We start from the raw sequence: 23,909 nt of genomic DNA, 5'->3' as shown, positions 1-23,909 counted from the left end.
GGCCCGACCGGGTCCTCCCCGGGGAGGACGAGACCGGTCGATCCGGCGGATTCGCGGCCACCGGCACCGTTCCTAACGTCGGGATCATGTCGATCACCAGGGAATTCCTCCGCCACCCGATGCTGACGGGCGCGATCGCGCCCAGCTCGCCGCGGCTGGCCGAAACGATGACCGCGGGCCTCGGCCTGGAACGCGCGTCGCGCGTCGCCGAACTGGGTCCGGGCACCGGCGTGTTCACCGAAGCGGTTCTCGCGCTGCTTCGCCCCGAAGCGCGCCTGACCGCTTACGAGATCAACCCGCGTTTCGCTGCCTCCGTCAGGGAGCGCTTTCCGCAGGTCGACGTGGTCACCGGCTCGGCGGAACACCTCGACGTGCCCGACCTCGACGTCGTCGTCTCGGGCCTGCCCTGGACGGCGATGACCGCGGACCGGCAGCACCGCATCCTCGACGCGGTCACGGCGGCGCTGGCCCCGAACGGCCGGTTCACGACGTTCGCGTACGCCCACGCGGCCTGGACGCCACCCGCGCGTCACTTCGCCGCTTCGCTGCGAAGCCGTTTCGCTGTCGTAGAGCGCACTTCGGTCGTCTGGGCGAACCTGCCGCCCGCGTTCGTCTACCGCGCGGCGCTCCCGGTCGCGGTGGGGAGGGCGAGCCATGGACAGCCTGCTGCGGCCACTGCTTGACGCGCCCGCACCGGTCGTCTACCTCGTCTGCGCGGTGCTGATCACGGCGGAAACCGCGCTGCTGCCCGGAATCGTGCTCCCGACGCTGTCGGCGTTGCTGCTCATGGGTTTCCTCGCCGAGCGGGGCACGCTCCACCTCGGGCTCGCCTTGCCGGTGGCCGTGCTCGCGGCCGTCCTCGGCGACCAGCTCGCGTACCTGGAAGGGCGGCGGCTCCGCCGGTCCCGGCTCGCCCGCCGCGTCGGCCAGGACCGCTGGGACCGCGCCGAAGCGGCGGTCGCGCGCTACGGCGTCCCGGCGGTGATCGCCGGCCGTTGCCTGGCCGGCGCCCGGACGCTCGTGCCGCGCGTCGCGGGCTCGGCGGCGATGCCGTACCGCCGGTTCGCCGTGGGCAGCGTGTGCGCGGCCGTGCTGTGGGCGAGCGCGGAGCTGCTGGCGGGTCACCTCACGGCGCTGGTGCTCTGAAGGCGCTCCGCGGTTTCGGCGTCCGCGGGCAGGAACGTCTCCAGCTTGAGTTCCGACACCGTGACGTCGGCGGCGGTCGCGAACGTCGTGATCGCCGTGATCAGCCGCAGCTCACCGACCGAAGTGGACAGTCGCACGGGCACGGCGAACCCGAGGTGGCCCTCGCCCGGCGGCCGCTCCGGCGGCAGGTACCCCGTCAGCTCGGCGAGCTGCGCGGCGAGCCGGTCGTCGGGGGTGCGCGCGAGGTCGTTGCGGAGGCGCTCGAGGATGTGCCGGGCCCAGTCGTCGAGGTTCTGCACGCGCGGCGCCATCCCGCGCGGGTGCAGCGCGAGCCGCAGCGTGTCGACCGGTTCTTCGAGGAGCTCCGGCGCGACATCCTCGATGAGCAGGGAGAACGCGTCGTTCTTCGCGACGAGCACGCCGTAGCGGTCGACGACGATCGCGGGGTAGGGGCGGTGGCCGTCGAGCAGCCGCCGCAGCCCGTCGAGCACCGGCTTGATCGCCGGGTCGTCGAGCCGCGTCTCGGGGTACGACGGCGCGAAACCGGCGGCGAAGAGCAGGCCGTTGCGCTCGCGCAGGGGCAGTTCGAGCGACTCGGCGACGCGCAGCACCATTGCGCGGCCGGGGAGCGAGCGCCCGCTCTCCATGAAGCTCACGTGCCGCTGCGTCGTCCCGGCCCGCAAGGCCAGGTCGAGCTGGCTGAGGTGCCGCCGCGTGCGCCAGCCCTTGAGCGCCGTTCCGAAGTTCACGGTCCCATCCTGCTCGCCCTCGCCATTCCCCGCGGGGAATTGAGGGCATTCCCCGCTTCGGCGACGCTCGCGGCATGACAAACTACGGCCTGGTCGTGCCGACCTACCAGCCCATCCTCGACGCCGGGCGGACCGCGCCCGAGCTGGTCGACGTCGCCGTCTCCGCCGAAGAGCTCGGCCTCGACTCGGTCTGGGTGGGCGACACCCTCGCGCGGGCTCCGCTGGACGCTTTCGCGGTGCTGGGTGCCTTCGCCGCCCGGACTTCGCGGGTGACGCTGGGGACGTCCGCGCTGCTCCCGGCGTTGCGGGACCCGGTGCTCTCGGCGAACCAGCTGCTGTCACTCGACCTGCTCAGCGGTGGCCGGCTCACGGTCGCGGTCGGCGCGGGGTTCGCCGGGCGGAGCGAGCCGGAGTTCGCGTTCGTGGGGGTGCCGTGGTCCAGGCGGCGGGCTCGCCTCGACGACATCGTGGGCCTGTGGCGGGCGGCGTGGAGCGGCTCTGGTTCGTTTCACGGATCGGTGCTGCACTACGACTCGCTGCCATCCTTTCCCGCGCCCGCGCGGCCGGGCGGGCCGCCGGTGTGGCTGGCGGCGTACACGCCGGGAGCGCTGGAGCGCGTGGGCCGGCTGTACGACGGCTGGCTGCCGTACCCGCCGGACCCTGCGGACTATGTGTCCGGCCTGGCCCGGATCCGCGCTCTGTCGTCGCGCCCGGTGACCCCGGCGTTGTTCGCGACGGTCCTGGTCGAGGACGACGTCAGTCGGGGACGCGCGCTGCTGGAGGAGTACTGCCAACGCAACTACGGGATGCCCGCGGACTTCGTGCAGGGGATCCAGATGCAGGTGACGGGGTCGGCGGCGGAGGTGGCTTCGCGCCTTCGTGAGTACGAAGGAGCGGAGCACGTGCTGCTGCGGATCGCGAGCACGGACCCGAAGGTGTTCGACGAGCAGCTGCCCCGGGTCGCGGAGGTCGCGAACCTGCTCCGCTCTTGACGGGTTGCCAGCGCCCCAATGTGGCCTTCGGTGCGTTGGACGCACCGAAGGCCACATTGGGTGCGTTGGACGCAACCAAGGCCACATTGGGGCGCTCCGGCCCGGGACCAGCCGTGATCGGAAACCTGTCGGGGGTGGCACGTAGGCTGGGACCGTGACCGACGCTCCACTGTCCGGACTCCTCACCGCCATCCTTCCCGACCCGGCCCTGCGCGGCGTGGTCGAGCGCGCCGGTGCGCCGCTGCTCGAGCTGCAAGGCCCGATCGCCGCCCGGCAGCTCGTCGCGGCCGCCCTCGCCGCCGACGAGGGTGCGGCCAGGCCCGTCCTCGCCGTGACCGCCACCGGCCGCGAGGCCGACGAGCTGACCGCGTCCCTCGGCGCGCTGCTGGGCAGCGACCGGGTCGCCGACTTCCCCTCCTGGGAGACCCTCCCGCACGAGCGGCTCTCCCCGCGTGCCGACACCGTCGGCCGCCGGCTGGAGGTGCTGCACCGGCTCAAGACCGAGGACGACGCGCTGCGCGTCGTCGTCGCGACCGTCCGCAGCCTCATCCAGCCCATGGCCCCCGGCCTCGGCTCGCTCGCCCCGGTCGACCTCGTCGTGGGTGAAGAACAAAGTTTCGAGGGCCTCCTCGAACGGCTCGTCGAGCTGGCCTACGTCCGCGTCGACATGGTCGAGAAGCGCGGCGAGTTCGCCGTCCGCGGCGGCATCCTCGACCTGTTCGGGCCGACCGCGCAGCACCCCGTCCGCGTCGAGTTCTGGGGCGACGAGGTCAGCGAGATCCGCGCGTTCGCCGTCTCCGACCAGCGGTCGCTGCCCGGTGAGATCCCGCGCGTCACCGCGCCGCCGTGCCGGGAGCTGCTGCTCACGCCGCCGGTCAAGGAGAAGGCCGCGGAGCTGGCGACGACGTACGAGGCCGATGCCCACCTGGCCGAGATGCTCACCAAGCTCGCCGACGGCATCCCGGTCGAGGGCATGGAGGCCCTCATCCCGGTGCTCTGCGAAGGCGAGCTGGAGTTGCTCACCGACGCGATGCCGATCGGCACCCACGTCCTGCTCACCGACCCGGAGAAGATCCGGGCCCGGGCCGCCGACCTCGTCCGCACCGGCCAGGAGTTCCTCGAAGCGTCCTGGACGACGGCCGCGGCGGGCGGCCAGGCCCCGATCGACCTCGGCGCGTCCGCCTACCGCGGGCTCGACGAGATCGCGTCCCACGCCCAGGACACCAAGCGATCGTGGTGGACGCTCACCCAGCTGACCAGCGAAGACCCGGACGTCTACCGCGTCTCGGTCGACGCCGCTCCCGCTTACCGCGGCGAGCTCGAGCGCGCGACGGCGGACCTGCGCGCGCACATCGCGTCGGGCGGCACGGCGGTGCTCGTCGTCGCCGGGCACGGCACCGCGGCTCGCGCGGTCGAGCAGTTCTCGGCCGCCGACGTCCCGGCCGCGCTGGCCGGCGACGGCCTGAAGAGCGCGCCGGCCCCGGGCGTCGTCACGGTCACCTGCGGCGGCCTGACGGACGGCTTCATCTCGCCGGAGCGCGCCCTGGTCGTGCTCACCGAGTCGGACCTGACCGGGCGCGGCTCGGGCGCCGGAACGTCCACAAAGGACCTCACCACCAAGATGCCGTCCCGGCGGCGCAACGCCGTCGACCCGCTGGCGTTGAAGGCCGGCGACTACGTCGTGCACGAGCAGCACGGCATCGGCCGGTTCGTCGAGATGGTCCAGCGGACGGTCGCCGGCGCCACCCGCGAGTACCTGCTGCTGGAGTACGGCTCGTCCAAGCGCGGGCACCCGGGCGACCGGCTGTTCGTGCCGACCGACCAGCTCGACGAGGTCTCCAAGTACGTCGGCGGCGAGCTGCCCACGCTGAACAAGCTCGGCGGCTCCGACTGGAAGAACACCAAGGCCAGGGCCAAGAAGGCGGTCAAGGAGATCGCCGCCGAGCTCGTGCAGCTCTACGCCGCCCGGCAGGCCGCGCCCGGCCACGCGTTCGGCCCGGACACGCCGTGGCAGGGCGAGCTGGAAGACGCCTTCCCGTTCACCGAGACCAACGACCAGCTCGCCGCGATCGACGAGGTCAAGGCCGACATGGAACGCGGCGTCCCGATGGACCGCGTCATCTGCGGCGACGTCGGCTACGGCAAGACCGAGATCGCCGTCCGCGCCGCGTTCAAGGCGGTGCAGGACGGCAAGCAGGTCGCGGTCCTCGTCCCGACGACGCTGCTCGCCCAGCAGCACCTCAACACGTTCCAGGAGCGGATGCGCTCGTTCCCGGTGACGATCAAGGGCCTGTCCCGCTTCACGAACAAGACCGAGTCGGACATCATCCTGGAGCAGCTCGCCGGCGGCGAGGTCGACATCGTCATCGGCACGCACCGCCTGCTGCAGACCGGCATCCGCTACAAGGACCTCGGTCTCGTGATCGTCGACGAGGAGCAGCGCTTCGGCGTCGAGCACAAGGAGCACATCAAGGCGCTGCGCACGCACGTCGACGTGCTGACGATGTCCGCGACGCCGATCCCGCGCACGCTGGAGATGTCGCTGGCCGGCATCCGCGAGATGTCCACGATCCTCACCCCGCCGGAAGACCGGCACCCGATCCTGACCTACGTCGGCACGTACGACGACAAGCAGGTCGGCGCGGCCATCCGGCGTGAACTCCTGCGGGACGGCCAGGTCTTCTACGTCCACAACCGCGTCTCCTCGATCGAGAAGGCGGCGCGGCACATCCGGGAGCTGGTGCCGGAGGCGCGCGTCGTCACCGCGCACGGCCAGATGAACGAGGACAAGCTCGAGAAGATCATCCAGGGCTTCTGGGAAAACGAGTACGACGTCCTGGTGTGCACCACGATCGTCGAGACCGGGCTGGACATCTCGAACGCGAACACGCTGCTGGTCGAGCGCGGTGACCTGCTCGGGCTGGCCCAGCTGCACCAGCTGCGCGGCCGCGTCGGACGTGGCCGTGACCGCGGGTACGCGTACTTCCTGTACCCGCCGGAAGCGCCGCTGACGGAGACGGCCCACGACCGCCTGGCGACGATCGCCCAGAACACCGAACTCGGCGCCGGCATGGCGGTCGCGATGAAGGACCTGGAGATCCGCGGCGCGGGCAACATCCTCGGCGCGGAGCAGTCCGGGCACATCGCGGGGGTCGGGTTCGACCTGTACGTGCGGTTGGTCGGCGAAGCGGTCGACGCGTTCAGGCGGCACGCGGGTGCGGAGCCGGCGGAGGACGAGGAGATGGCCGACGTCCGCGTCGACCTCCCGATCGACGCCCACCTCCCGCACGACTACGTCCCGGGCGAAAGGCTGCGGCTGGAGGCGTACCGCAAGATCGCGGCGGCGCCGGACACCGAGGGCCTGGACGCGGTCCGCGAAGAGCTGATCGACCGCTACGGCCGGCCGCCGGCGCCGGTGAACCGGTTGCTGGCGGTGGCGCGGTTCCGGCACACGTGCCGCGAGGCGGGCGTGACGGAGGTGGCGGTCCAGGGCAACACGATCCGGTTCGCGCCGCTGCCGCTGCAGGATTCGCAGATGGTCCGGTTGAAGCGGCTGTACCCGAAGGCGACGTTCAAGGCCGTGACGAACACGGTCTCGGTCCCGAAGCCCACGGAGGGCCCGGCCGGCGGCCGCATCGGTGCACCGACGCTGCGGGACGAAGAGCTGCTCGACTGGTGCACGAAACTGCTGACGCAGCTGACGAAGAAGCCCGCCACCGTGTAACGCGCTGCGGACACCTGGCGCCACTTCGGGGGAACTCTCGTTGTGGCGCCGGGGTTTTCGCGGTTCGGGCTTCTAGGTTCGCCGCATGAACATCCGTAGCAGGCAGCTCGGTGAACGGCTGCTCCAGCGCATGGCGGAGAAGCACTGGGGTGTCCGCGAGATGTCGCGGAAGCTCGAGGTCAGTGCGCAGTGGGTTTCCTCGGTGACCCGCGGGTTGCATCGGCCGGATCCGGCGCGCTTGGCGAGGTTTTTGACCACGTTGGAGATCAGGGGAGCGGAATACCACGAGCTGATGGCCATGGCCGACGAAATGCGCAAGCCGGGCCTCCTCGTGCGCTCCGAGGACATTCGCACTCTGGTCAGCCACGAAGAACACGCCACCGCCATCTCGGTCTTCCAGGCGAACGTGGTGCCGGGCCTGCTGCAAACCGGCGACTACGCCCGGTCTCTGGCGCTCGGAATGGGCAATCAGCCCGAGCCCGACAAGCTCGATGAACACCTCTTCGCCCGGCTGTCCCGTCAGGCGATCCTGGCCAGGACACGGGTGCGATTCCGGTTCTTCCTGCATGAATTCGTGCTGCGCCTCCCCGTCGGTCATCCGCGCGTGATGAGCGGCCAGCTCCGGCAGTTGGCGCGGCTGTCCGCCCAGCAGAACGTGGCTATCCGGATCGTCCCGGCGAGCTTGGGCGGCCATCCCGCCTCGGCCGGGCACTTCCAGCTGATGGAGTCGGACTCGTACCAGCCGGTCGTCTGCATCGAAAGCGAGACGACATCGCTGTTTCTCGAGGAACAGCGCGAGATCGAGGCTTACCGGAGAGTGCTTCGCGGACTGGAAGACCGTGCTCTCGATGAGGCAAACTCACAGGAGCTGATCGCCGACCTCATCGGAGAAGCAGATGCCGGAAGCATGGCGCAAGAGCACCCATAGCAGCCAGGGCGACTGTGTCGAGATTGCCCTCGATCGCCCGGAAGTCCTGATCCGGGACACGAAAGATCGCGAAGGCGGCATCCTCACCGCCTCCGCCACAACGTGGAGCGAACTGCTCAGCCGACTTCGCTGAACATCGGCGGCAAAGCCTCCGCCAACCCCATCTTCACCGACTCCACGGGCACCGGAACCGCCCCGGCACCGGCCATCGGCAACGGCCGGGGCCTGCGCGGCATCCGCGATCCCGCGCCCCCGCCGCGCCCCGGGTACACGAGCAACCCCCGCGCCGGGTCCGGTACCGCGTCCAACGCCGCCGTCACGACCGGCAGCGCGCGGAACGCGTCGCGGCTTTGCTCCGACTTGAACTCGATCTCCAGTACGACGCCCCAGCGGTGTTCGTGCCACACCCACTGTTCCGCGCCGTTCGTCAATGCTGCTTCGGTGAGTGCGTCACCGCGGGCGAGCCGCCACAAGGAAGCCGTGGACTCGCCATCGAAGACCTCGATGGTCAGCCAGTGGTCCATGTCGCCGACATTACGCCCGGCAACACCGCACGGGTGTTGCGTTTCGGCCGCGATGGTGTGAGAGGGTATGGCCTGTGATGCGGATCATGGGGCGCCCTCGCGCGCTGGTCGCGGCCGTTGCCGGTGCTCTTCTGCTCGCCGGGTGCGGCTCGGGCCCCAGCCAGGTCGGCGCGGCGACGATCCTCGGTGACCAGTCGTTCGGCCTCGACCGGGTGCAGTCGATGATCGACCAGGCCGTCCACGACCAGCCGTACGCGCAGAAGCTCGCCCGGGAGAACAAGATCGTCCTGCTGGGCCGGGAGATCGTCCGGCAGGCGGCGCTGCACCAGCTCATCACCTACGCCGCGAAGAAGGAAAACCTCGTCGCGGACCAGGCGAAGATCGCGCAGATCGCCGCGACGCTGCCGGGCGCGCCCGTCACCGACACCGGGCAGGGCGACCAGCTCGCCGTCGCGCAGATCGCCGCGAACGTGCGCGACCGCGGCGAGCGCGCGTCCGACACCTACCTGGAGCGTCAGCTCGCCGCCAAGTTCCTGCCCAAGCTCGCGGTCAGCGCGGACTACGTCGGCTTCGGCGTCAGCGACCCGAACGACCCCGAGGCCCGGGCGCGCGCGTTCGACGTCGCCAAGCAGTTCGCCGCCGACCCGACGAAGGTCCAGGCCGCCGTGCAGGCGGCGGGCCAGGAGCTCCAGCAGTCCCAGCAGACCGGCCAGCCCGGCCCCAACGGCTTCTCCGACGCCGGCCTCACGTCGGTCTTCGGTGCCGCCCAGTACCCCGCGCTGGCCGAGACCGTGCTGTTCGGCTCCCCGGCGAACAGCGTCATCGCGTTCCAGCCGCGGATGCCGGCCAAGCCCGACTGGTACGTCTTCGTCCTCCGCAGCCGCGGCACCGACCAGGCGGTGCCCGCCGACGGGGAGCCGCAGAAGCCGACGGACGACCAGCTGACCGCCATCGGCACCCGCCTGCTCCAGCCCTACGTCGGGGAGAGCGGCCTGCGCGTCAACCCGCGGTACGGCGTGTGGGACGTCGTCACCATGGACGTCGTGCCGAACCTGGACGCCGCCCCGGCCCTCCTGCTGCCCTTCGGGGGCCCCGGCCGCACACAGCAGTGAGCACGGGCGTCGTCGTAGTCGTCCGCGGGGCGACCCTGCCCGCCGCGGCACTGAAGATCCTGCGTGACGCCACCGCGGTGTACGCGGCCACGGACCTCGACGCGAGCGTGTTCGGCGTCCCGGCCATCACCGAGGCGCCGTCACTGGTGGACGTCGTGCTGCTCGCCGGGTCCCGGAACGAGCCCGCGGCGTCGCTGCTCATCGCGACCGGCGCGGAGGTCATCGAGACGCCGGCGCCGCCGCTGGTCGAAGCCGCCGAGGTGATGGACCGGCTCCGCTCGCCGGGCGGCTGCCCGTGGGACGCGGCCCAGACGCACGATTCGCTCCGGCAGTACCTGGTCGAGGAGACCTACGAGCTGCTCGACGCCATCGAATCCGGCGACCGTGAGGCGCTGCGCGAGGAGCTCGGCGACGTCCTGCTCCAGGTGCTCTTCCACGCGCGGGTCGCGGCGGAGGACGCCGCCGAGCCGTTCGGCATCGACGAGGTCGCCGCCGACCTGGTCGCGAAGCTCGTCGGCCGGCACCCGCACGTCTTCGCCGACGCCGACCGGGTGCACACCGTCGAGCACCAGAACCTCAAGTGGGAAGAGCTCAAGCAGCAGGAGAAGCAGCGCAGGTCCATTGTGGACGGCGTGGCGCTCGGCCAGCCCGCGGTGGCGCTGGCCGGCAAGCTCGGGCAGCGTTCCGGCCGCGCGGGCATCCCGCTCGACCTCTTCCCGGCGGGCACCGGAGCCGCCGCCCAGCTGTTCCGCATCGCGGCGACGGCGCGGCGCGCGGGCGTCGACCCCGAGGGCGAGCTGCGGGCGCTGGCGAAGCAGTTCGCGAACGACGTCCGGGCCGCCGAACAGGCCGCGCGCGACGCCGGGCTGGAGCCGACGACCCTGGAGGCCGACGGCTGGCGGAAGTTCTGGCCCGCCCCCTCGGTGTGACGCAGCACACAATCGGGTGAGAACCGTTCCGGGCGATCCGGCGTCTTGCCTGGTGTGAGGAAACTGCCACTGGAGGACGCCGACGAGGAGCACCTCGTCCGGCGCACGGCCAAGGGCGACCGCGCGGCGTTCGAGGAGCTCTACCGCCGCACGTCGCCCTGGCTCGCCGTGCGCCTGCGCCGCCGGTGCGCCGACGAGCAGATCGTCGCCGAGGTCATGCAGGAGGCGTACCTGGCCGTGTGGCGCGCGGCGCCGTCGTTCGCGGGGGCCGCGACCGGCGGGACCGCGGTCGGCTGGCTGTGGACGATCGCCGCGCGGCGGCTGGTCGACGCGTTCCGGCGCCGGGCGCACCACGCCGAGGTGCCCGCCGAGGTGGCGCTCGACGTCGCGCCCGTGCCGGCGGCGGAGGACGTGGCCTTGGCGGCGGCGATCGGTGACGAGGTCGGTGACGCGCTGCGCGATCTCGCCCCCGAGCTGCGCGCGGTGCTGCAGGCGATGGTGCTCGACGGGCTGACCGTCCGGGAGACCGCCGTCCTGCTCGGGCTGCCGGAAGGAACCGTCAAGACCCGCGCTCGCCGGGCGCGGTTCGCGATGAAGGAGGCCCTGTCATGACCCATGCGTCGGACGATCTCATCGCCGAGTACGTGGCGGGCACCGGCCTCCCGGCCGACCGGTTGTGGGGCCTCGAAGCGCACCTCGAGACGTGCCGGGTGTGCCGGGCGCGGCTCGCCGAGGTGGCGCCCGTCCAGCCGGTGGTGGACGTCGTCTGGAACCGGCTCGGCGTCGAGATCGAGCTGTCGGGCGTTCCGTTCCACGGGCCGCCCGCGCCGTCCGTGCCGCCCCGGGCGAAGGTCCGGTACCGGCCCCGCCGGCGGTGGCTCGACACCTGGGTCACCCCCGTGATGCTGCCGTGGCTGGGGATGATCGTGCTGGTCACGCTGCTCGCGGTGGCGTTCGACCAGCTCGGGAGCTCGATGCTGGAGGTGACGGCGGTGCAGCTCTTCGCGCCGGTGCTGCCGGTGATGGGCGTCGCCGCGGCGTGGGCGCGGGGGCTGGATCCAGCGTACGAAGTCGTCGTCGCGACCCCGCGGGCCGGGCTGTACCTCATCGCGCGGCGGACGCTGGCGGTGCTCGTCGTCGTCCTGCCGGTGCTCGGGGTCGCCGGCTGGCTGACCGGCACGGCCGTCGCGCTCTGGCTGCTGCCGAGCCTGGCCTTCACCACGGGGACGCTCGCGCTGGGCGGGCTGATCGGGGTCACCCGGGCGGCGTACGCGCTGGTCGCGGTGTGGGCCGCGGGGCTGCTGCTGCCCACCGTGGCGATCCACGAGCAAACGTTTGCGCTCAGCACCGGTGCGTTGCCGGTGTGGGCGGGGATCTTCGCATTGACGTCGGTGGCCGTCGCCCTGCACAAGGGCGCGTTCACCCGGCTCGGTGCGCGCAACTAGGGAGGGAACATGCGGGCAGTGGAAGCCGCCGAGGTCGCACCGACGACCTACGCCTGGGAGATCCAGGCCGAAGGGCTGAAGGTGCGGGTCGGGCGGAAGAAGATGGCCGTGAACGGGGTGGACCTGTCACTCGGCAAGGGGGTGCACGGCCTGCTCGGGCCCAACGGCGCGGGCAAGACGACGCTGATCCGGGCGCTGGCGACGGTGCTCCGGCCGGCGGAAGGCAGGCTGTCGCTGCTCGGTGCGCCGGCCGGGGGGCACACCGGGCAGCGTGGCCTGCGCCGGCGGATCGGCTACCTGCCGCAGAACTTCGGGTTCTACAAGCGGTTCACCGTCCGGGAGTTCGTCGAGTACATCGCGTGGCTCAAGGAGGTGTCCAAAGAGGACATCCCCGGTGCGGTGCAGCGCGCGATCGAGCGGGTGGGGCTCGCCGACCGCGCGGACGACCGGATGAAGACGCTGTCGGGCGGCATGGTCCGGCGGGTCGGGATCGCGCAGGCGATCGTCAACGACCCGGACATCCTGCTGCTGGACGAGCCGACCGCCGGGCTCGACCCGGCGCAGCGCGTGCGGTTCCGCGAGCTGGTGCAGGAGCTCGGCCAGGACTCGTGCGTGCTGATCTCGACGCACCTGGTCGAGGACGTGGGCACCGCGTGCTCCGACGTCGTCCTGTTCGACCAGGGCAAGCTGGTGTTCCAGGGGACGCCGGAGGCGCTGGCCGCGGCCGGCACCGCGGAGCACGTGGGCGACAGCCCGATCGAGCGTGGCTACTCGGCACTGCTGAACCACGAGCCGGGCAAGGGGGCCTGGTGATGATCCTGCGCACCGAACTCCGGCGCTCGATCGCGCCCTGGGCCGGGCTGGCGCTGCTCGTGGTGGCGCTCGGCCTCCTGTTCCTGCTGACCGGGCCGTGGTGGCACGCGCCCGCGCCGTGGACGGGGAACACGACGACCACCGCCTTGTGGCTGCGGTTCATGCTGGTGTTCCTGTGGCCGATCTCCGTCGGCGCCGGGGCGATCCAGGGGATGCGCGACAGCCGCTCCGGCATGGTCGAGCTGCTGTCCACGACCTCGCGACCGGACTGGCACCGGGCGATCCGGCTGGCGGGTGCGGTCGGGGGGCTGAGCGCGCTCGGGTTCCTGCTGGTGCTCGGCGTCGGCCTGGTGGAAGTGCTCCGGCACGGCGGGTTCGTGTCGGCGAGCTTCCTGCCGGTCGTGCTCGTCGGGCTGCTCGCCGTCGTGGCGGGGAGCTGGGCGGGCCTGGCGGTCGGGCGCCTGCTGCCGCACCCGCTGACCGCGCCCGCGCTGGCCGTGCTGACCCTGGTGGTGTCGGTGGTGGCCTGGACGTCGCTCGATGAGGGCGTGCTGTCGATGCCGTACAGCCGGTTCGGGCTGCTCGCACCGACCCTCGGGCAACCCCGGGGCCTGCTGGTGACGACGGCGGCTGCGGTGGACCTCGGGCAGGCGGCGTGGTTCGCGGGGCTCGCCGCGACGGGATTCCTGCTGCTGGCGGCGAATTCCGTGCGGGCCCGGGTGCTCGGCCTGCTGCCGCTGGTGGTCGGCGCGGCGATCGCGCTGCCGGTCTTCCCGGCTTCCGCCGGCGGGCTCCTGGCCTCCGACGGCGTCGCCGCCCAGAAGCTCTGCGACGGGCCGATCTGCGTCACCCGGGCGCACGAGGACAGGCTGGCCGCGCTGGCCGGGCCGGGCCGGGAAGCACTGGCGATGCTGGCGAAGCTGCCCGGCGCGCCGACCCGGATCGAAGAGCGGACCGCGCCGGTATCGTTCTCGAACCCGCCCACCCGCGATCCCGGCGTCGTCTACCTCGACTTCCAGCGCGACGACAACCTGCTCACGGCGGACGCGCACGACCTGCGGCTCGCGGTGCTGTCCGGGGCCGGGCTGCCCACGTGCTTGCCACCGAGCTACGCCGACCTGGCCGACGTGGGCGGCCGCATGATCGCGGCGGCGTACTTCACCGGCGAGCTGAAGCCGCTGCCCGAGTACGACGCGCGGTGGATCGGCCGCCAAGCCGGTCCCGTCGACGATGCGTGGGCGAAGTTCCGCGCACTGCCGGCCGAGGTCCAGTTTTCGCGGATCGTCGCGCTGCGCCGGATGCTGCTGACCTGCCAGGGCGACCCGATCGACACGCTGGTGCCGGGGGCCATGCGATGAGGTGGGCGGCGCTCTACGCGCGTTCGCGGCAGGCCCCGGTGGCGTTCGCGGCTTTGCTGGTGGCCACGGCGGGTGTGTGGTTCCTGGCGCGCGACTCGTGGTCGCCGATCGCGGTCATGCTGACGCTGACGTCGGGCATCGCGGTGGCGGCGATCGGCCTTAGCGGCCAGGACCCGGACATGGACCGCACCGCGGCGCTCCCGTGGCCGGTCCGCCGGTTCGCGCACCTGGCCCTGATCGGCCTGACAGCCGGGGCCGCGGTGCTGGCGGTCCAGGAGCTGGGCGCACTGACTGTCGACTTGTCGATCATCCTGCGCGACGCGGCCGGGTTGCTGGGCCTGGCCGGCCTGGCGGCAACGGTCGCGGGCGGCCAGTACGGCTGGACGCTCCCGCTCGCCTGGGCGGCCACCACGCCCTTCGTCCAGGACGACGGCTCGACGACGAGCCACATCGTGGCCTGGATGCTGCAGCCGGCGGGGACGGCGGCGGCGACGTGGACGGCGCTGGTCCTGGCGGTCGGGGGGACAGTGGCCTACACGGCGAGGGGTGGTCGCCGCTGACAGCAAGCCATCCGGCGAGGCCGCCACGGGGGACCCCCCAGGCTCCCGTGGCGGCCGTCGGATCACACCTTCAGACGTCTGCTGATCACAGCAATCCGGCGAGGCCGCCACGGGAACCCCCAGGCTCCCGTGGTGGCCGCCGGATCACGTCCTCAGACGTCGCGGATGTTCGTCTCCAGCTCGAGCGGCTCCCGGTCCCAGTCCTCCACCCCGAACGCCAGGATCCGCGAAGGGTGGATCCGGATCACGGCGTCGTCGAAGTGGTTGTCCGGCAGGTTCACCTCGGTCAGCGCCTCCGCGCGGCCGCGGATCTCCAGGCAGCGCACGCGCCACGGGTTCGTCGACGGCAGGTCGTCGACGACGAACGCGACGTGGTCGTCGGCCGCCAGGTTGCGGAACTTCTTGCTGCCGCGCAGGTTGTGGCCGGTGACGTCGATCGTCTTCTCGTCCGGGTTGTACCGGAACCCGACCGGGTTGACCTGCAGGGTTCCGTTCGGCTGCCGGGTGGCGAGCCGGCCCAGCGGCTGGGCGTCGAGGTAGGCGAGCTCTGCTTCGGTGAACATGCCCCGAAGCATTCAACTTCAAGGGAGGTTGAAGTCAAGCGAACGGGCCGCCGAAGGCCAGCTCCGTGAACCGCGAGGCGATGCGACGGTGCGCCGCCTCGTCCGGGTGCAGCTCGTCCGGTAAGGGGAACTCCGCGTAGTCGGCCGGCCCGTACAGCGAAAGTCCGTCCAGGTAGTGCAAATGCGGGTCTTGGCGCCGCGAGACGATGCTCGCCAGCTCGTCCCGGATCACCTCGAGCGTGAGTTTGCCGGCCGCGACCTCGCCCGGGTCGCCGGTGGCCCGGAACCGCACCACTCCCGAAGCCAGCGCCGCGTGGTCGAAGTCGCCGGGGCCGGGCGTCCGCTCGTGGATCGGGCAGTACAACGGCGACACGACCAGCAGCGGCGCCGACGGGTGGCCCTCGCGGATCGTGTCCAGGAACCCGTGCACCGCCGGGCCGAACGCACGCAGGCGCATCAGGTCGGCGTTGACGATGTTGATGCCGATCTTGACGCTGAGCACGTCGGCCGGGGTGTCCCGCAGCGCGCGGGCGGTGAACGGGTCCAGCATCGCGTTGCCGCTGAAACCGAGGTTGACCAGCTCGACCCCGGCGGAGACCGCGGCTTGCGCGACCCAAGTCGCCGAGGGGCTGAGCGCGTTCGAGCCCTGGCTGATCGAACTGCCGTGGTGCAGCCACACCTTGCCCGCGGACGGCGCGGGCTCGACGGGAGCGTCCGTGCGCAGCGCCACCAGCTCCGTCATTTCGTTGTGCGGCAACCAGATCTCGACGTCCTTGAGGTGCCCGGGCAGGCCGGTGAACCGTACTCCGCCAGGCGAGGTCGCCTGGGCGGCGAGCTTGCCGTCGACGAGCAGGTCGTACACGCCGTCCGGACGCGGTGGCGCGCCCGGGTACTCGATCTTGGTCGGCACTGTCTCCAGTTCGATGACGGCGGCCGTCGTGCGGAACCGCACGCGGACCCCGGCCGGTTGCGCCGAAGCCATCGCGAGCCGCGGGTCGGTGTTCTGTGCTCGCGCGCGGGCGGGCAGCCGGTGCGCCACCAGGCTGCGAGGAGTGGGTTCGAGTTCGAGGGCGCCGCGCACCAGGTCGGCGGTCAGCGGGGTGGTGATCACGGTCGTGGCCAATCGCGGAGAAGGGAATCGAGGACGTCGAGCAGACGCGTCCAGCTGGCGCCGGACGCGGGCGGGCTGTGGTCGAAGCCGCCGTCGGCTTCGAGGGCGACGAACCCGCGGAAGAAGCTGCCGAGCAGCCGGACGGCGTGCGTCTGGTCCGGCCCGGTCAGGTCGTAGCCGCGCAGGATCGTGCGCATCAGCTGCGCGTGCCGCACGCCCGCGCTCGCCGCCGCGGTCTCCGGGTCGAGCCGCAGCTGCGCCGCGGCGAACCGGCCGGGGTGCTCGCGGGCGTAGTCGCGGTAGACGCCGGCGAACGCGACCAGCGCCTCCCGCCCGGCCCGGCCGGCCAGCGCGGCGGCGGCCCGGTCGGCGAGCTCGTCCAGCGCCAGCAGCGCGATCCGCGTCCGCAGGTCGTGCGCGTTCTTGACGTGCGAATACAGGCTGGCGACCTTGACGTCGAACCGCCGCGCGAGCTCCGACGGCGTCACGCGGTCGAACCCGATCTCGTCGGCCAGCTCGGCGCCCGCGCGGACCAGCCGCTCGGTCGTCACCCCGGCACGTGCCATCATCGCTGCCTCCTCTTCCTAAACCCAACGTAGAACTTCCTAAAGGGTTTAGGCAAGGGGATATGATGGCGGTCATGCGCCGCCAAGCCGTCAGCTCCTCGACGATCGCGTCGATCGGCTACGACCGGGAGCAGCACCTCCTGGAGATCGAGTTCGTGAACGGCAGCGTCTACCGGTACCGGCTGGTGCCCGAGTCCGTGCACCGCGACCTGATGGGCGCGCCGAGCCAGGGCCGGTTCTTCAACCAGCGGATCCGCGACGTGTATCCGACCGAACAGGTCGACTAGGCGAAGAGACCCTCGCCCCAGTAACCGGTCGGCGAGACACCCGGCGGCACCGCGAAGTGCGCCGAACCCGTGTGCTGGACGTACTCCATCATCGCGTCCTTCGACGACAGCGCCTGCTGCATCGGCACGTACTGCTTCCGCGTGTCCCGGTTGAACGCCAGGAAGAACAGCCCCGCCTCGAGGTGCCCGACGCCGTCGGATCCGTCGACGAAGTTGTAGCCGCGGCGCAGGATCCGCACGCCGTTCAGCGCCTGGTGCGAGGCCAGCCGGACGTGCGCGTCCTCCGGGATCACCTTCTCGCCGCCCGCGCCGCCGACGTCGAGGTCCAGCTCGTCGAACTCCGCGGTCTGGCCCAGCGGGGCGCCGGTGCCCTTGGTGCGGCCGACGATCTGCTGCTGGCCGTCGAGGGTTTCGCGGTCCCACGTCTCGATGTGCATCCGGATCCGGCGCGCCACCAGGTAGCTGCCGCCGGCCATCCACGCCTGGCCGTCGGCCGCCGTGGCCCACACCTGGTCGCGCAGGAAGTCGGTGTCCTCGGACTTGATGTTGTTCGTGCCGTCCTTGAACCCGAACAGGTTCCGGGGCGTCTGCTGCGCGCGCGACGTCGACGAGCTGCGGCCGAAGCCGAGCTGCGACCAGCGGACCTCGGTGATGCCGAAGCCGAGCCGCACCAGGTTGCGGACCGCGTGCACCGCCACCTGCGGGTCGTCCGCGCAGGCCTGGATGCACAGGTCGCCGCCGCCGCGGGCCGGGTCGAGCTTGTCCTTCGGGAACAGCGGCAGGTCGATCAGCTGCGGCGGCCGCTTCCCCGCGAGGCCGAAACGGCCGTTGAACAGCGACGGGCCGAAGCCGATCGTCAGCGTCAGGTGCGACGCGGGCAGGTCGAGCGCCTCGCCGGTGTCGCCGGGCGGCGCGTAGTCACCGCTGCCGACCGCGCCGTTCGGCACGACCTCCTGGCCCGCCGTCATCCGGCGGGCCGCGTCGGTCCACGTCTTCAGCAGCTGCCGCAGCTTCTCGCGGTCCTTGGTGGTGACGTCGAGGGCGGCGAAGTGCAGGTTCGCCTGGGCAGGGGTGACGATCCCGGCCTGGTGCTCGCCGTGGAAGTCGACGGTGCTCACCGCCGCTTCGGCGCTGCCGCCGGCCGCCTTGTCGATCCCGATGCCCGCCGCGGCGCCGGCGCCGGCGAGCGCGACACCCGCTCCCGCCAGGCCGAACAGTTTCCGGCGGGAGACGCGGGTGCCGTCTTCGCTCACTTGGACACGACCTCCGCGACCTTGCTCAGCGGCTCGCTCAGGGCGTCGACGGCCGAGGCGAACTCCTTGATCTGATCCTGCGACAGCTCGGTGTACAGCTTGAAGCCGTCACCGGCGCGCGTCTTGTCCAGCAGACCTTGGACGTTGGCGAACTCCTTGTCCAAAGTGGACACGAGCGCGGCGTCCCGCTCCTGCAGCACCGGCCGCAACGAGGTGATCGCGCCCTTCGAACCGTCCACGTTGGCCTGGAAGTCCCACAGGTCGGTGTGCGAGAAGGTCTCTTCCTCGCCGGTGATCTTGCCGGTGGCGACCTCGTCGAGCAGGCCCTTCGCGCCGTTGGCCAGGTCGAGCGCGGTCAGCTCGAGGGTCTTGGACTTGGCGACGAGGTCCTTGACGTCGGTGAGCAGCTTGTCCGCGATCTGCGGGCTGTCGGCCTGCAGGCCGGACACGTAGAGGTCCTTCTCGAGGCGGTGGAAGCCGGTGAACCGCTGGCCCGGCTCGAGGTCCGCCTCACGGACGTCGATGGCCGGGTCGAGGTCGCCGAACTTCTCGGCGACCGGCTCGATGCGCTCGTAGTAGATGCGGGTGCGCGCGTACGCGGCCTTCGCCTCGTCGGCCTTGCCGGCCTTGACGAGGCCGACGAACTTGCCCGTCTCCTCCTCCAGCGCGGCGGAGTTGTTGGCGACGTAGTCGGCGTAGCTCTTGGTGGCCTGGGCCTTCTGCGCGTTGGCGTCGGCCTGCTTCGGCGCGCCGCCGGTGATGGTGAAGTCGCCGCGGATGCCGTTGCCGGCCATGCCCGGCTTGCACGCCGTCTGGTACTTGCCGGCGTCGGAGGCTTCGACGATCAGGCGCCGGTTGAGCCCGGGCGCGATGTTCTCGACCTCGCCGACGATCCGGTCGCCCTCGGCGTAGAGGTAGAACTCGGTGACCTTGGTGCCCTTGTTGGTGATCTCGAAGGTCACGTTGCCCGCGGTGGCGGTGTTCGCGGAGACGTCGCACGCGGTGTCGGACGCCTCGACCTTGATCGGACCGCCCCCGGTGGAGGTCTCGTTCCCGGTGCTGCCCTGGCTGTCGCACGCGGCCAGCGTCACCAGTACGGCGGCGCCGGCCACCACGGCCAGCGGGGTTCTGGGGGTCTTGCGCACGGTCACTCCTTCGAGGCGGCCGCGGCGGCGGGGGCCGGCGCGGTCTTCTTGCTGGGCTTGAGGAAGAGGGGCAGCACGATGACGACGTAGGCGACCCACGCGACGGCCTGCAGCACGGTCGTCTGCTGCGAGTAGTTGAAGATGCCCTTGAGCAGGGCGCCGTACCAGGACGTCTCGGGCAGTGTCGCCGAAGCGTCGAAGGCGAGGGTGTGGATGCCGGGCAGGAAGGCGGCCTCCTGCAGGTCGTGGAGGCCGTAGCCGAGCACACCTGCGGCGACGAACACCAGCAGGACGCCGGTGATCGTGAAGAACTTCCCGAGGTTGAACCGCACCGCGCCCTTGTAGAGCAGCCAAGCGAGCACGACGGCGGTGGCGATGCCGATGGCGAAGCCGATCAGCGGCTGCACGGTGTCCGACTGCGCGGCCTGGACGGTGGAGTAGAAGAACACCGCCGTTTCCAGGCCTTCGCGCCCGACCGCGAGGAACGACAGCAGCAGCACGGCCATCGGGCCGACGTCCAGCGCGTCGTCCATCTTCCCGCGCAGCTCGGCGGCGATGCTCTTCGACGCCTTGCGCATCCAGAAGATCATCGCGGTGACGAACACGACGGCGACGATCGACAGGCTCCCGCCGAGCAGCTCCTGGTGCTCGAAGGACAGCTGGGCGGTCGTGAACGTCAGGACCGCGCCGACGGCGACCGACAGCAGCACGGCGGCGCCGACGCCCGGCCACACCCAGCGCAGCGCGTGGCGCCGGTCGGTCTTGACCAGGAACGCCACCAGGATGCTGACGACCAGCGCGGCTTCCAGGCCTTCGCGCAGCCCGATCAGCGCGCTCGAGAACAACACCGGTCCGCCTCCTGAGTTTTTCTGGGTCCAGGAAGTTTTTAGGTAAGGCTCACCTGTAAGTCCAGTGAGCCTACGTCGACCCGAAACGATGCAATCGGACAAACGGGACTCGGTGACAAAGTTAGGTTAGGGTAACCGCAGGTCAGGGCCTTGCGCGTCGACTCGATAACGAATTTTGTGACGTCGCTGGCAGTGGACCTGTTTTTACCCTCCGCTTGCCTGGTCACGCGGCTGAGGGACCCTCTTGAGTGGCTCCGTAACCTGTTCGGGTGGCCGAAACCGCTCAGCCGACCGTCACGCCTCCGTCGTCGCCTCCGGGCGGCCCGCCCAGGCGGTACGTCGGCCGGGTGGCCCTGGCGCTCGGCCTCGTCGTCACCGGCGTGGTCCTCGTCCTCACGATCGGGGTCCGGAACCCGGACGCCCCGGCCGCGCCCCCGCCGGCGCAACCGGCGCTGGCCATCCCGGAGCAGCGTCCGCAGCCCGGCGCCGAGTCGCCGCGCGCCGGGCTCGCCGCGCCGGTCGACCGGCCGGCGGTGTCCGACCAGGCCGAGCTGGACGCGTGGGCGACGCGCGTCGCGGACAAGACGCACCTCCCGGCGCGCGTGCTCGCCGCGTACGGCCGGGCGGAGATGTGGATGCAGCGGCAGAAGCCGACGTGCCACCTGTCGTGGGCGACGCTGGCGGGCATCGGCCGGGTCGAGGCCGGCCGCGGGGACTTCGACGCTTCGGCGATCGGCGCGGACGGCCGCGTCGCGAAGCCGGTGGTCGGCCCGCCGCTGGACGGCTCACCGGGCGTCCCGGCGGTGCACGACACGGACGGCGGCAAGCTCGACGGTGACAAGTCGTGGGACCACGCGATCGGCCCGCTGCAGTTCCTGCCGTCGACGTGGAAGAAGTACCAGGAGCGCGCCAACGGCGACGGCGGCACACCGGACCCGCAGAACGTGGACGACGCGGCCTTCACGGCAGCGCGCTACCTGTGTTCGGGCGGCGACGACCTGGGCACCCCGGCCGGCTGGTGGCGCGCGATCCTGTTCTACAACTCGGGAGTCCCGTACGGCCAGGACGTCTTCAGCGCGGCGGACGCCTTCGCGGAGGCGAGCGTCGCGCCGTGAGTCAGAGCTCCCGGTCGGCGAACAACGGCGTGACGGCCATGAGCACCAGCAGCAGCAAGCCGGCGTAAGCACCCAGCGTGGCGAAGATCGACATCTCCGGTTCCTCCCTCATTCGGTCTGGAACCAGCTTCGCCGGAGGAGGGGGTGCCGCGAATCGGCCGAGGGGCCCGGACCGATCGGCCGAAAGTCTGATCTCCGGGGGGCCGATCGGCACTGGCCGTCAGGAATCGCGCAGGGCGATGTGCGCCTTGACCTCGCTGATCGCCTCGAGGTACTCCGGCACCGGGTTCATCGCCGACGCCATCCGCATCTGGGCCAGCGCCTCGACGAACCGGCCGAGGCGCTGCAGGGTCCGGCCGAGGACGAACCGGGCGTAGTGGTCCGTCGGGTCCAGCTCCAGCACCCGGGTGAGCGCCTGCTCGGCGCGCCGCAGCTGGGCGGAGTGGAAGTACGCGCGCCCGGCCAGGAGGTGGACCGACGGCTTGTCCGTTTCGGATTCCAGCAGGGGCTGCAACGCCTTCAGCGCGTCCAGCGGACGGCGCTGCCCGACCAGATCCTCGGCCTGGCGGAAGGCATGGAACCGCGACTCCTCGGGAGGCTGCGAAGCAGCTGCGGCGTCCGTCATGGTCATCCCACGTTACCTCGGAAGAGGGGCTTGCACACGCCTCCGATCGGGACGTGATGGACTGTCCCGCCATGAGCAGCCCGTACCGGGGCCTGGCGCCCTACCTGTACTACTCCGACGCCACGGCGGCGCTCGCCTGGCTGACCAGGGTCTTCGGGTTCACCGAGGAGCTCCGGTTCTGCGACGGGGCCGGCGAGGTCTTCCAGGCGACGCTGCGCGCGGGCGACGCGCGGATCCAGATCGCGGGCGTCGGGCCGGACTACTGGCAGGCCAAGGGCGTCGACGGGCCGGTCGGCCAGCTCAACATCCTCTACGTCGACGACGTCGACGACGCCTACGCGCGGGTCGAGGCGGCACTCGGTGACGAGGGCGAGCTCGACCCGCCGCAGGACCAGCCCTACGGCGCCCGGGTGTTCACCGTCGCCGACCTCGGCGGCAACAGCTGGACGTTCTGGCAGCAGACGTCCGAGACCGTGGAGCTGCCGCCCGGCTGGCAGGCGGTCCGCGCGGACGGCTAAGGAAGCGCCGAGGACCGCCCTGCTACCGGCCGTGCCTCCAACGGGTGAACTGCGGCGACGGCTAGGCTGGGCGCGAAACCGCAGGCACGACGCACCGAGGAGCATGGCGTGGCTCTCATCGAGCAGGTAGGCGCGCGCGAGATTCTGGACTCGCGCGGCAACCCGACCGTCGAGGTGGAGGTGGCTCTCGACGACGGCACCCTGGCGCGGGCCGCGGTCCCGTCGGGTGCGTCCACCGGTGAACACGAGGCGGTCGAGCTCCGCGACGGCGACACCGGCCGCTACAACGGCAAGGGCGTCGAGCGCGCGGTCGCCGCGGTCCTCGACGAGATCGGCCCCGAGATGGTCGGCATCGAAGCGGTCGACCAGCGGATCGTCGACCAGAAGCTGGTCGACCTCGACGGCACGCCGGCGAAGTCCCGCCTCGGCGCGAACGCCATCCTCGGCGTCTCGCTGGCCGTCGCGAAGGCCGCCGCCGAGTCGGCCGAGCTGGAGCTGTTCCGCTACCTGGGCGGGCCGAACGCGCACGTGCTGCCCGTCCCGATGCTGAACATCCTCAACGGTGGTTCGCACGCGGACAGCAACGTCGACGTCCAGGAGTTCATGATCGCGCCGATCGGCGCGGAGACCTTCCGCGAGGCCCTGCGCTGGGGCGCCGAGGTCTACCACTCGCTGAAGTCGGTGCTGAAGGGCCGCGGCCTTTCGACCGGTCTGGGCGACGAAGGCGGCTTCGCGCCGAACCTGGCGAACAACCGCGAGGCGCTCGACCTGATCCTGCAGGCCATCGAGAAGGCCGGCTACACCCCGGGCCGCGACGTCGCGCTCGCGCTGGACGTCGCCGCGACCGAGTTCTTCGCCGACGGCGCGTACACCTTCGAGGGCAGCAAGAAGAGCGCGGAGCAGATGTCGGCCTACTACGCCGAACTGATCCGCGACTACCCGATGGTCTCCATCGAGGACCCGCTGAGCGAGGACGACTGGGACGGCTGGGTCACCCTGACCGCCGACATCGGCGAGAAGGTCCAGATCGTCGGCGACGACCTGTTCGTCACCAACCCGGACCGCCTCGAAGAGGGCATCACCCGCCGCGCCGCCAACGCACTGCTGGTGAAGGTCAACCAGATCGGCACCCTGTCCGAGACGCTCGACGCGATTTCGCTCGCCACGTCGTTCGGCTACAAGTCGATGATGAGCCACCGCTCCGGCGAGACCGAGGACACGTTCATCGCCGACCTCGCGGTCGCGACCGGCGTCGGCCAGATCAAGACCGGCGCTCCGGCCCGCGGCGAGCGGATCGCCAAGTACAACCAGCTGCTGCGCATCGAGGAAACCCTCGGTGACGCCGCCCGCTACGCCGGCGAGCTGGCCTTCCCGCGGTTCAGCGCCGAGGGCTGAGCATGGCCGACCGGGGGAGGACGACGCGCAACCGCCGAGGCGGCGGCGGGGCTGCGCGGGCCAACCGGCCCGGGGCCGCCCCCCCGGCCGGCGGGCGGCGGGGGCCCCCCCCGGGGGGGGTCGAGCCGCCGGCGCCCCTCGCCGGGGGGGCGCCGTCCAGGCCCCGACGCCGGGGTGTAGTGGGTTATCCGCCGCATCTCACC

General features: G+C 71.6%; 26 protein-coding genes. 17 read left to right on the top strand and 9 right to left on the bottom strand.

Annotation, left to right across the window (positions count from 1 at the left end; genetic code table 11):
* Positions 1–86 precede the first annotated feature (86 nt).
* The gene (locus AB0M83_RS34855) at positions 87–683 is read left to right on the top strand and encodes a methyltransferase domain-containing protein (RefSeq protein WP_364523644.1); all 597 of its coding nucleotides are present in this window, start codon (positions 87–89) and stop codon (positions 681–683) included.
* Complete coding sequence (locus AB0M83_RS34850; RefSeq protein WP_364523642.1) at positions 655–1,146, top strand: DedA family protein; 492 nt, start codon at positions 655–657, stop codon at positions 1,144–1,146. Before AB0M83_RS34855 ends, AB0M83_RS34850 begins: the two co-directional genes overlap by 29 nt.
* On the opposite strand, the gene AB0M83_RS34845 is transcribed toward AB0M83_RS34850, so the two are convergent.
* Complete coding sequence (locus tag AB0M83_RS34845; protein ID WP_364523640.1) at positions 1,122–1,895, bottom strand: helix-turn-helix transcriptional regulator; 774 nt, start codon at positions 1,893–1,895, stop codon at positions 1,122–1,124. The genes AB0M83_RS34850 and AB0M83_RS34845 overlap by 25 nt on opposite strands.
* 74 nt (positions 1,896–1,969) lie before the next feature.
* Between AB0M83_RS34845 and AB0M83_RS34840 the strand changes: the two genes are divergently transcribed.
* The 4 genes from AB0M83_RS34840 (at position 1,970) to AB0M83_RS34825 (ending at position 7,672) form a co-directional block, all read left to right on the top strand.
* Complete coding sequence (locus AB0M83_RS34840; protein ID WP_364523638.1) at positions 1,970–2,887, top strand: LLM class flavin-dependent oxidoreductase; 918 nt, start codon at positions 1,970–1,972, stop codon at positions 2,885–2,887.
* A 169-nt stretch (positions 2,888–3,056) separates the two neighbouring features.
* Positions 3,057–6,611, top strand: coding sequence for a transcription-repair coupling factor (gene mfd, locus AB0M83_RS34835; RefSeq protein ID WP_364523696.1), 3,555 nt, complete (start codon positions 3,057–3,059; stop codon positions 6,609–6,611).
* Between the two features lie 85 nt (positions 6,612–6,696).
* Positions 6,697–7,539: a DUF5753 domain-containing protein gene (locus AB0M83_RS34830; RefSeq protein WP_364523636.1), complete on the top strand. Its 843-nt coding sequence runs from the start codon at positions 6,697–6,699 to the stop codon at positions 7,537–7,539.
* Complete coding sequence (locus tag AB0M83_RS34825) at positions 7,508–7,672, top strand: DUF397 domain-containing protein (RefSeq protein WP_364523634.1); 165 nt, start codon at positions 7,508–7,510, stop codon at positions 7,670–7,672. The genes AB0M83_RS34830 and AB0M83_RS34825 overlap by 32 nt, the downstream gene beginning before the upstream one ends.
* Here the strand turns inward: AB0M83_RS34825 and AB0M83_RS34820 are convergent.
* Complete coding sequence (locus tag AB0M83_RS34820) at positions 7,656–8,063, bottom strand: hypothetical protein (RefSeq protein WP_364523632.1); 408 nt, start codon at positions 8,061–8,063, stop codon at positions 7,656–7,658. The two genes, AB0M83_RS34825 and AB0M83_RS34820, sit on opposite strands and share 17 nt — an antisense overlap.
* An 86-nt stretch (positions 8,064–8,149) precedes the next feature.
* On the opposite strand from AB0M83_RS34820, the gene AB0M83_RS34815 reads away from it, so the two are divergent.
* Genes AB0M83_RS34815 through AB0M83_RS34785 form a run of 7 tightly spaced genes read left to right on the top strand, consistent with a single transcriptional unit; the run spans position 8,150 to position 14,280 of the window.
* Complete coding sequence (locus AB0M83_RS34815) at positions 8,150–9,175, top strand: hypothetical protein (protein ID WP_364523630.1); 1,026 nt, start codon at positions 8,150–8,152, stop codon at positions 9,173–9,175.
* Complete coding sequence (locus AB0M83_RS34810) at positions 9,172–10,104, top strand: MazG family protein (protein WP_364523628.1); 933 nt, start codon at positions 9,172–9,174, stop codon at positions 10,102–10,104. The genes AB0M83_RS34815 and AB0M83_RS34810 overlap by 4 nt, the downstream gene beginning before the upstream one ends.
* A gap of 54 nt (positions 10,105–10,158) precedes the next feature.
* A complete protein-coding gene (locus tag AB0M83_RS34805; RefSeq protein ID WP_364523626.1) occupies positions 10,159–10,716 on the top strand; it encodes an RNA polymerase sigma factor in 558 nt (185 codons plus the stop codon).
* The gene (locus AB0M83_RS34800) at positions 10,713–11,549 is read left to right on the top strand and encodes a zf-HC2 domain-containing protein (RefSeq protein WP_364523625.1); all 837 of its coding nucleotides are present in this window, start codon (positions 10,713–10,715) and stop codon (positions 11,547–11,549) included. Before AB0M83_RS34805 ends, AB0M83_RS34800 begins: the two co-directional genes overlap by 4 nt.
* 9 nt (positions 11,550–11,558) lie before the next feature.
* Positions 11,559–12,362 (top strand): ABC transporter ATP-binding protein, encoded by an 804-nt coding sequence (locus AB0M83_RS34795; protein WP_364523623.1) that lies wholly within the window; start codon positions 11,559–11,561, stop codon positions 12,360–12,362.
* On the top strand, positions 12,362–13,720 hold the full coding sequence (locus AB0M83_RS34790; RefSeq protein ID WP_364523694.1) for a hypothetical protein: 1,359 nt from the start codon (positions 12,362–12,364) through the stop codon (positions 13,718–13,720). The genes AB0M83_RS34795 and AB0M83_RS34790 overlap by 1 nt, the downstream gene beginning before the upstream one ends.
* On the top strand, positions 13,717–14,280 hold the full coding sequence (locus AB0M83_RS34785; RefSeq protein WP_364523621.1) for a hypothetical protein: 564 nt from the start codon (positions 13,717–13,719) through the stop codon (positions 14,278–14,280). Before AB0M83_RS34790 ends, AB0M83_RS34785 begins: the two co-directional genes overlap by 4 nt.
* Positions 14,281–14,432: 152 nt before the next feature.
* Here AB0M83_RS34785 and AB0M83_RS34780 read toward each other — a convergent pair whose 3' ends face one another.
* From AB0M83_RS34780 to AB0M83_RS34770, 3 genes are read right to left on the bottom strand one after another with little or no spacing between them, the layout of a single operon-like run.
* Complete coding sequence (locus AB0M83_RS34780) at positions 14,433–14,843, bottom strand: PPOX class F420-dependent oxidoreductase (protein WP_364523619.1); 411 nt, start codon at positions 14,841–14,843, stop codon at positions 14,433–14,435.
* A 34-nt stretch (positions 14,844–14,877) separates the two neighbouring features.
* The gene (locus AB0M83_RS34775) at positions 14,878–15,954 is read right to left on the bottom strand and encodes an SGNH/GDSL hydrolase family protein (protein ID WP_364523692.1); all 1,077 of its coding nucleotides are present in this window, start codon (positions 15,952–15,954) and stop codon (positions 14,878–14,880) included.
* A complete protein-coding gene (locus AB0M83_RS34770) occupies positions 15,951–16,520 on the bottom strand; it encodes a TetR/AcrR family transcriptional regulator (RefSeq protein ID WP_364523691.1) in 570 nt (189 codons plus the stop codon). The genes AB0M83_RS34775 and AB0M83_RS34770 overlap by 4 nt, the downstream gene beginning before the upstream one ends.
* Before the next feature lie 74 nt (positions 16,521–16,594).
* On the opposite strand from AB0M83_RS34770, the gene AB0M83_RS34765 reads away from it, so the two are divergent.
* Positions 16,595–16,807, top strand: a complete 213-nt coding sequence (locus tag AB0M83_RS34765; protein WP_364523617.1) for a KTSC domain-containing protein — start codon at positions 16,595–16,597, stop codon at positions 16,805–16,807.
* Here AB0M83_RS34765 and efeB read toward each other — a convergent pair.
* Genes efeB through efeU form a run of 3 tightly spaced genes read right to left on the bottom strand, consistent with a single transcriptional unit; the run spans position 16,804 to position 20,053 of the window.
* A complete protein-coding gene (gene efeB, locus AB0M83_RS34760) occupies positions 16,804–18,060 on the bottom strand; it encodes an iron uptake transporter deferrochelatase/peroxidase subunit (protein ID WP_364523615.1) in 1,257 nt (418 codons plus the stop codon). The two genes, AB0M83_RS34765 and efeB, sit on opposite strands and share 4 nt — an antisense overlap.
* Entirely contained in the window at positions 18,057–19,211 is a 1,155-nt protein-coding gene (gene efeO / locus AB0M83_RS34755; protein WP_364523613.1) for an iron uptake system protein EfeO, read from the bottom strand. The genes efeB and efeO overlap by 4 nt, the downstream gene beginning before the upstream one ends.
* Complete coding sequence (efeU, locus tag AB0M83_RS34750; protein WP_364523611.1) at positions 19,208–20,053, bottom strand: iron uptake transporter permease EfeU; 846 nt, start codon at positions 20,051–20,053, stop codon at positions 19,208–19,210. Before efeU ends, efeO begins: the two co-directional genes overlap by 4 nt.
* 353 nt (positions 20,054–20,406) lie before the next feature.
* Here efeU and AB0M83_RS34745 point away from each other — a divergent pair, with 353 nt between their 5' ends.
* Entirely contained in the window at positions 20,407–21,168 is a 762-nt protein-coding gene (locus AB0M83_RS34745) for a lytic murein transglycosylase (RefSeq protein ID WP_364523690.1), read from the top strand.
* Positions 21,169–21,388: 220 nt separating this feature from the next.
* Here AB0M83_RS34745 and AB0M83_RS34740 read toward each other — a convergent pair whose 3' ends face one another.
* Positions 21,389–21,793, bottom strand: coding sequence for a tetratricopeptide repeat protein (locus tag AB0M83_RS34740; protein WP_364523689.1), 405 nt, complete (start codon positions 21,791–21,793; stop codon positions 21,389–21,391).
* Between the two features lie 71 nt (positions 21,794–21,864).
* On the opposite strand from AB0M83_RS34740, the gene AB0M83_RS34735 reads away from it, so the two are divergent.
* Both AB0M83_RS34735 and eno read left to right on the top strand, forming a co-directional pair.
* Entirely contained in the window at positions 21,865–22,311 is a 447-nt protein-coding gene (locus tag AB0M83_RS34735) for a VOC family protein (protein ID WP_364523609.1), read from the top strand.
* A 108-nt stretch (positions 22,312–22,419) separates the two neighbouring features.
* Entirely contained in the window at positions 22,420–23,706 is a 1,287-nt protein-coding gene (eno, locus tag AB0M83_RS34730) for a phosphopyruvate hydratase (RefSeq protein ID WP_086682649.1), read from the top strand.
* Positions 23,707–23,909: the final 203 nt, after the last annotated feature.

The organism is Amycolatopsis sp. NPDC051106 (assembly GCF_040682775.1).
Lineage (GTDB): Bacteria > Actinomycetota > Actinomycetes > Mycobacteriales > Pseudonocardiaceae > Amycolatopsis.
Note: the sequence above shows the minus strand (reverse complement) of the source record. Positions and strands in the feature narration are given on the sequence as shown.

Excerpts from the sequence above, each read along its gene's own strand:
- AB0M83_RS34855 (WP_364523644.1), top strand. The coding sequence starts at position 87 with ATGTCGATCACCAGGGAATTCCTCCGCCACCCGATGCTGACGGGCGCG.
- AB0M83_RS34850 (WP_364523642.1), top strand. The coding sequence starts at position 655 with ATGGACAGCCTGCTGCGGCCACTGCTTGACGCGCCCGCACCGGTCGTC.
- AB0M83_RS34840 (WP_364523638.1), top strand. The coding sequence starts at position 1,970 with ATGACAAACTACGGCCTGGTCGTGCCGACCTACCAGCCCATCCTCGAC.
- AB0M83_RS34830 (WP_364523636.1), top strand. The coding sequence starts at position 6,697 with ATGAACATCCGTAGCAGGCAGCTCGGTGAACGGCTGCTCCAGCGCATG.
- AB0M83_RS34825 (WP_364523634.1), top strand. The coding sequence starts at position 7,508 with ATGCCGGAAGCATGGCGCAAGAGCACCCATAGCAGCCAGGGCGACTGT.
- AB0M83_RS34820 (WP_364523632.1), bottom strand. The coding sequence starts at position 8,063 with ATGGACCACTGGCTGACCATCGAGGTCTTCGATGGCGAGTCCACGGCT.
- AB0M83_RS34815 (WP_364523630.1), top strand. The coding sequence starts at position 8,150 with ATGGGGCGCCCTCGCGCGCTGGTCGCGGCCGTTGCCGGTGCTCTTCTG.
- AB0M83_RS34800 (WP_364523625.1), top strand. The coding sequence starts at position 10,713 with ATGACCCATGCGTCGGACGATCTCATCGCCGAGTACGTGGCGGGCACC.
- AB0M83_RS34795 (WP_364523623.1), top strand. The coding sequence starts at position 11,559 with ATGCGGGCAGTGGAAGCCGCCGAGGTCGCACCGACGACCTACGCCTGG.
- AB0M83_RS34790 (WP_364523694.1), top strand. The coding sequence starts at position 12,362 with ATGATCCTGCGCACCGAACTCCGGCGCTCGATCGCGCCCTGGGCCGGG.
- AB0M83_RS34785 (WP_364523621.1), top strand. The coding sequence starts at position 13,717 with ATGAGGTGGGCGGCGCTCTACGCGCGTTCGCGGCAGGCCCCGGTGGCG.
- AB0M83_RS34780 (WP_364523619.1), bottom strand. The coding sequence starts at position 14,843 with ATGTTCACCGAAGCAGAGCTCGCCTACCTCGACGCCCAGCCGCTGGGC.
- AB0M83_RS34770 (WP_364523691.1), bottom strand. The coding sequence starts at position 16,520 with ATGGCACGTGCCGGGGTGACGACCGAGCGGCTGGTCCGCGCGGGCGCC.
- AB0M83_RS34765 (WP_364523617.1), top strand. The coding sequence starts at position 16,595 with ATGCGCCGCCAAGCCGTCAGCTCCTCGACGATCGCGTCGATCGGCTAC.
- AB0M83_RS34740 (WP_364523689.1), bottom strand. The coding sequence starts at position 21,793 with ATGACGGACGCCGCAGCTGCTTCGCAGCCTCCCGAGGAGTCGCGGTTC.
- AB0M83_RS34735 (WP_364523609.1), top strand. The coding sequence starts at position 21,865 with ATGAGCAGCCCGTACCGGGGCCTGGCGCCCTACCTGTACTACTCCGAC.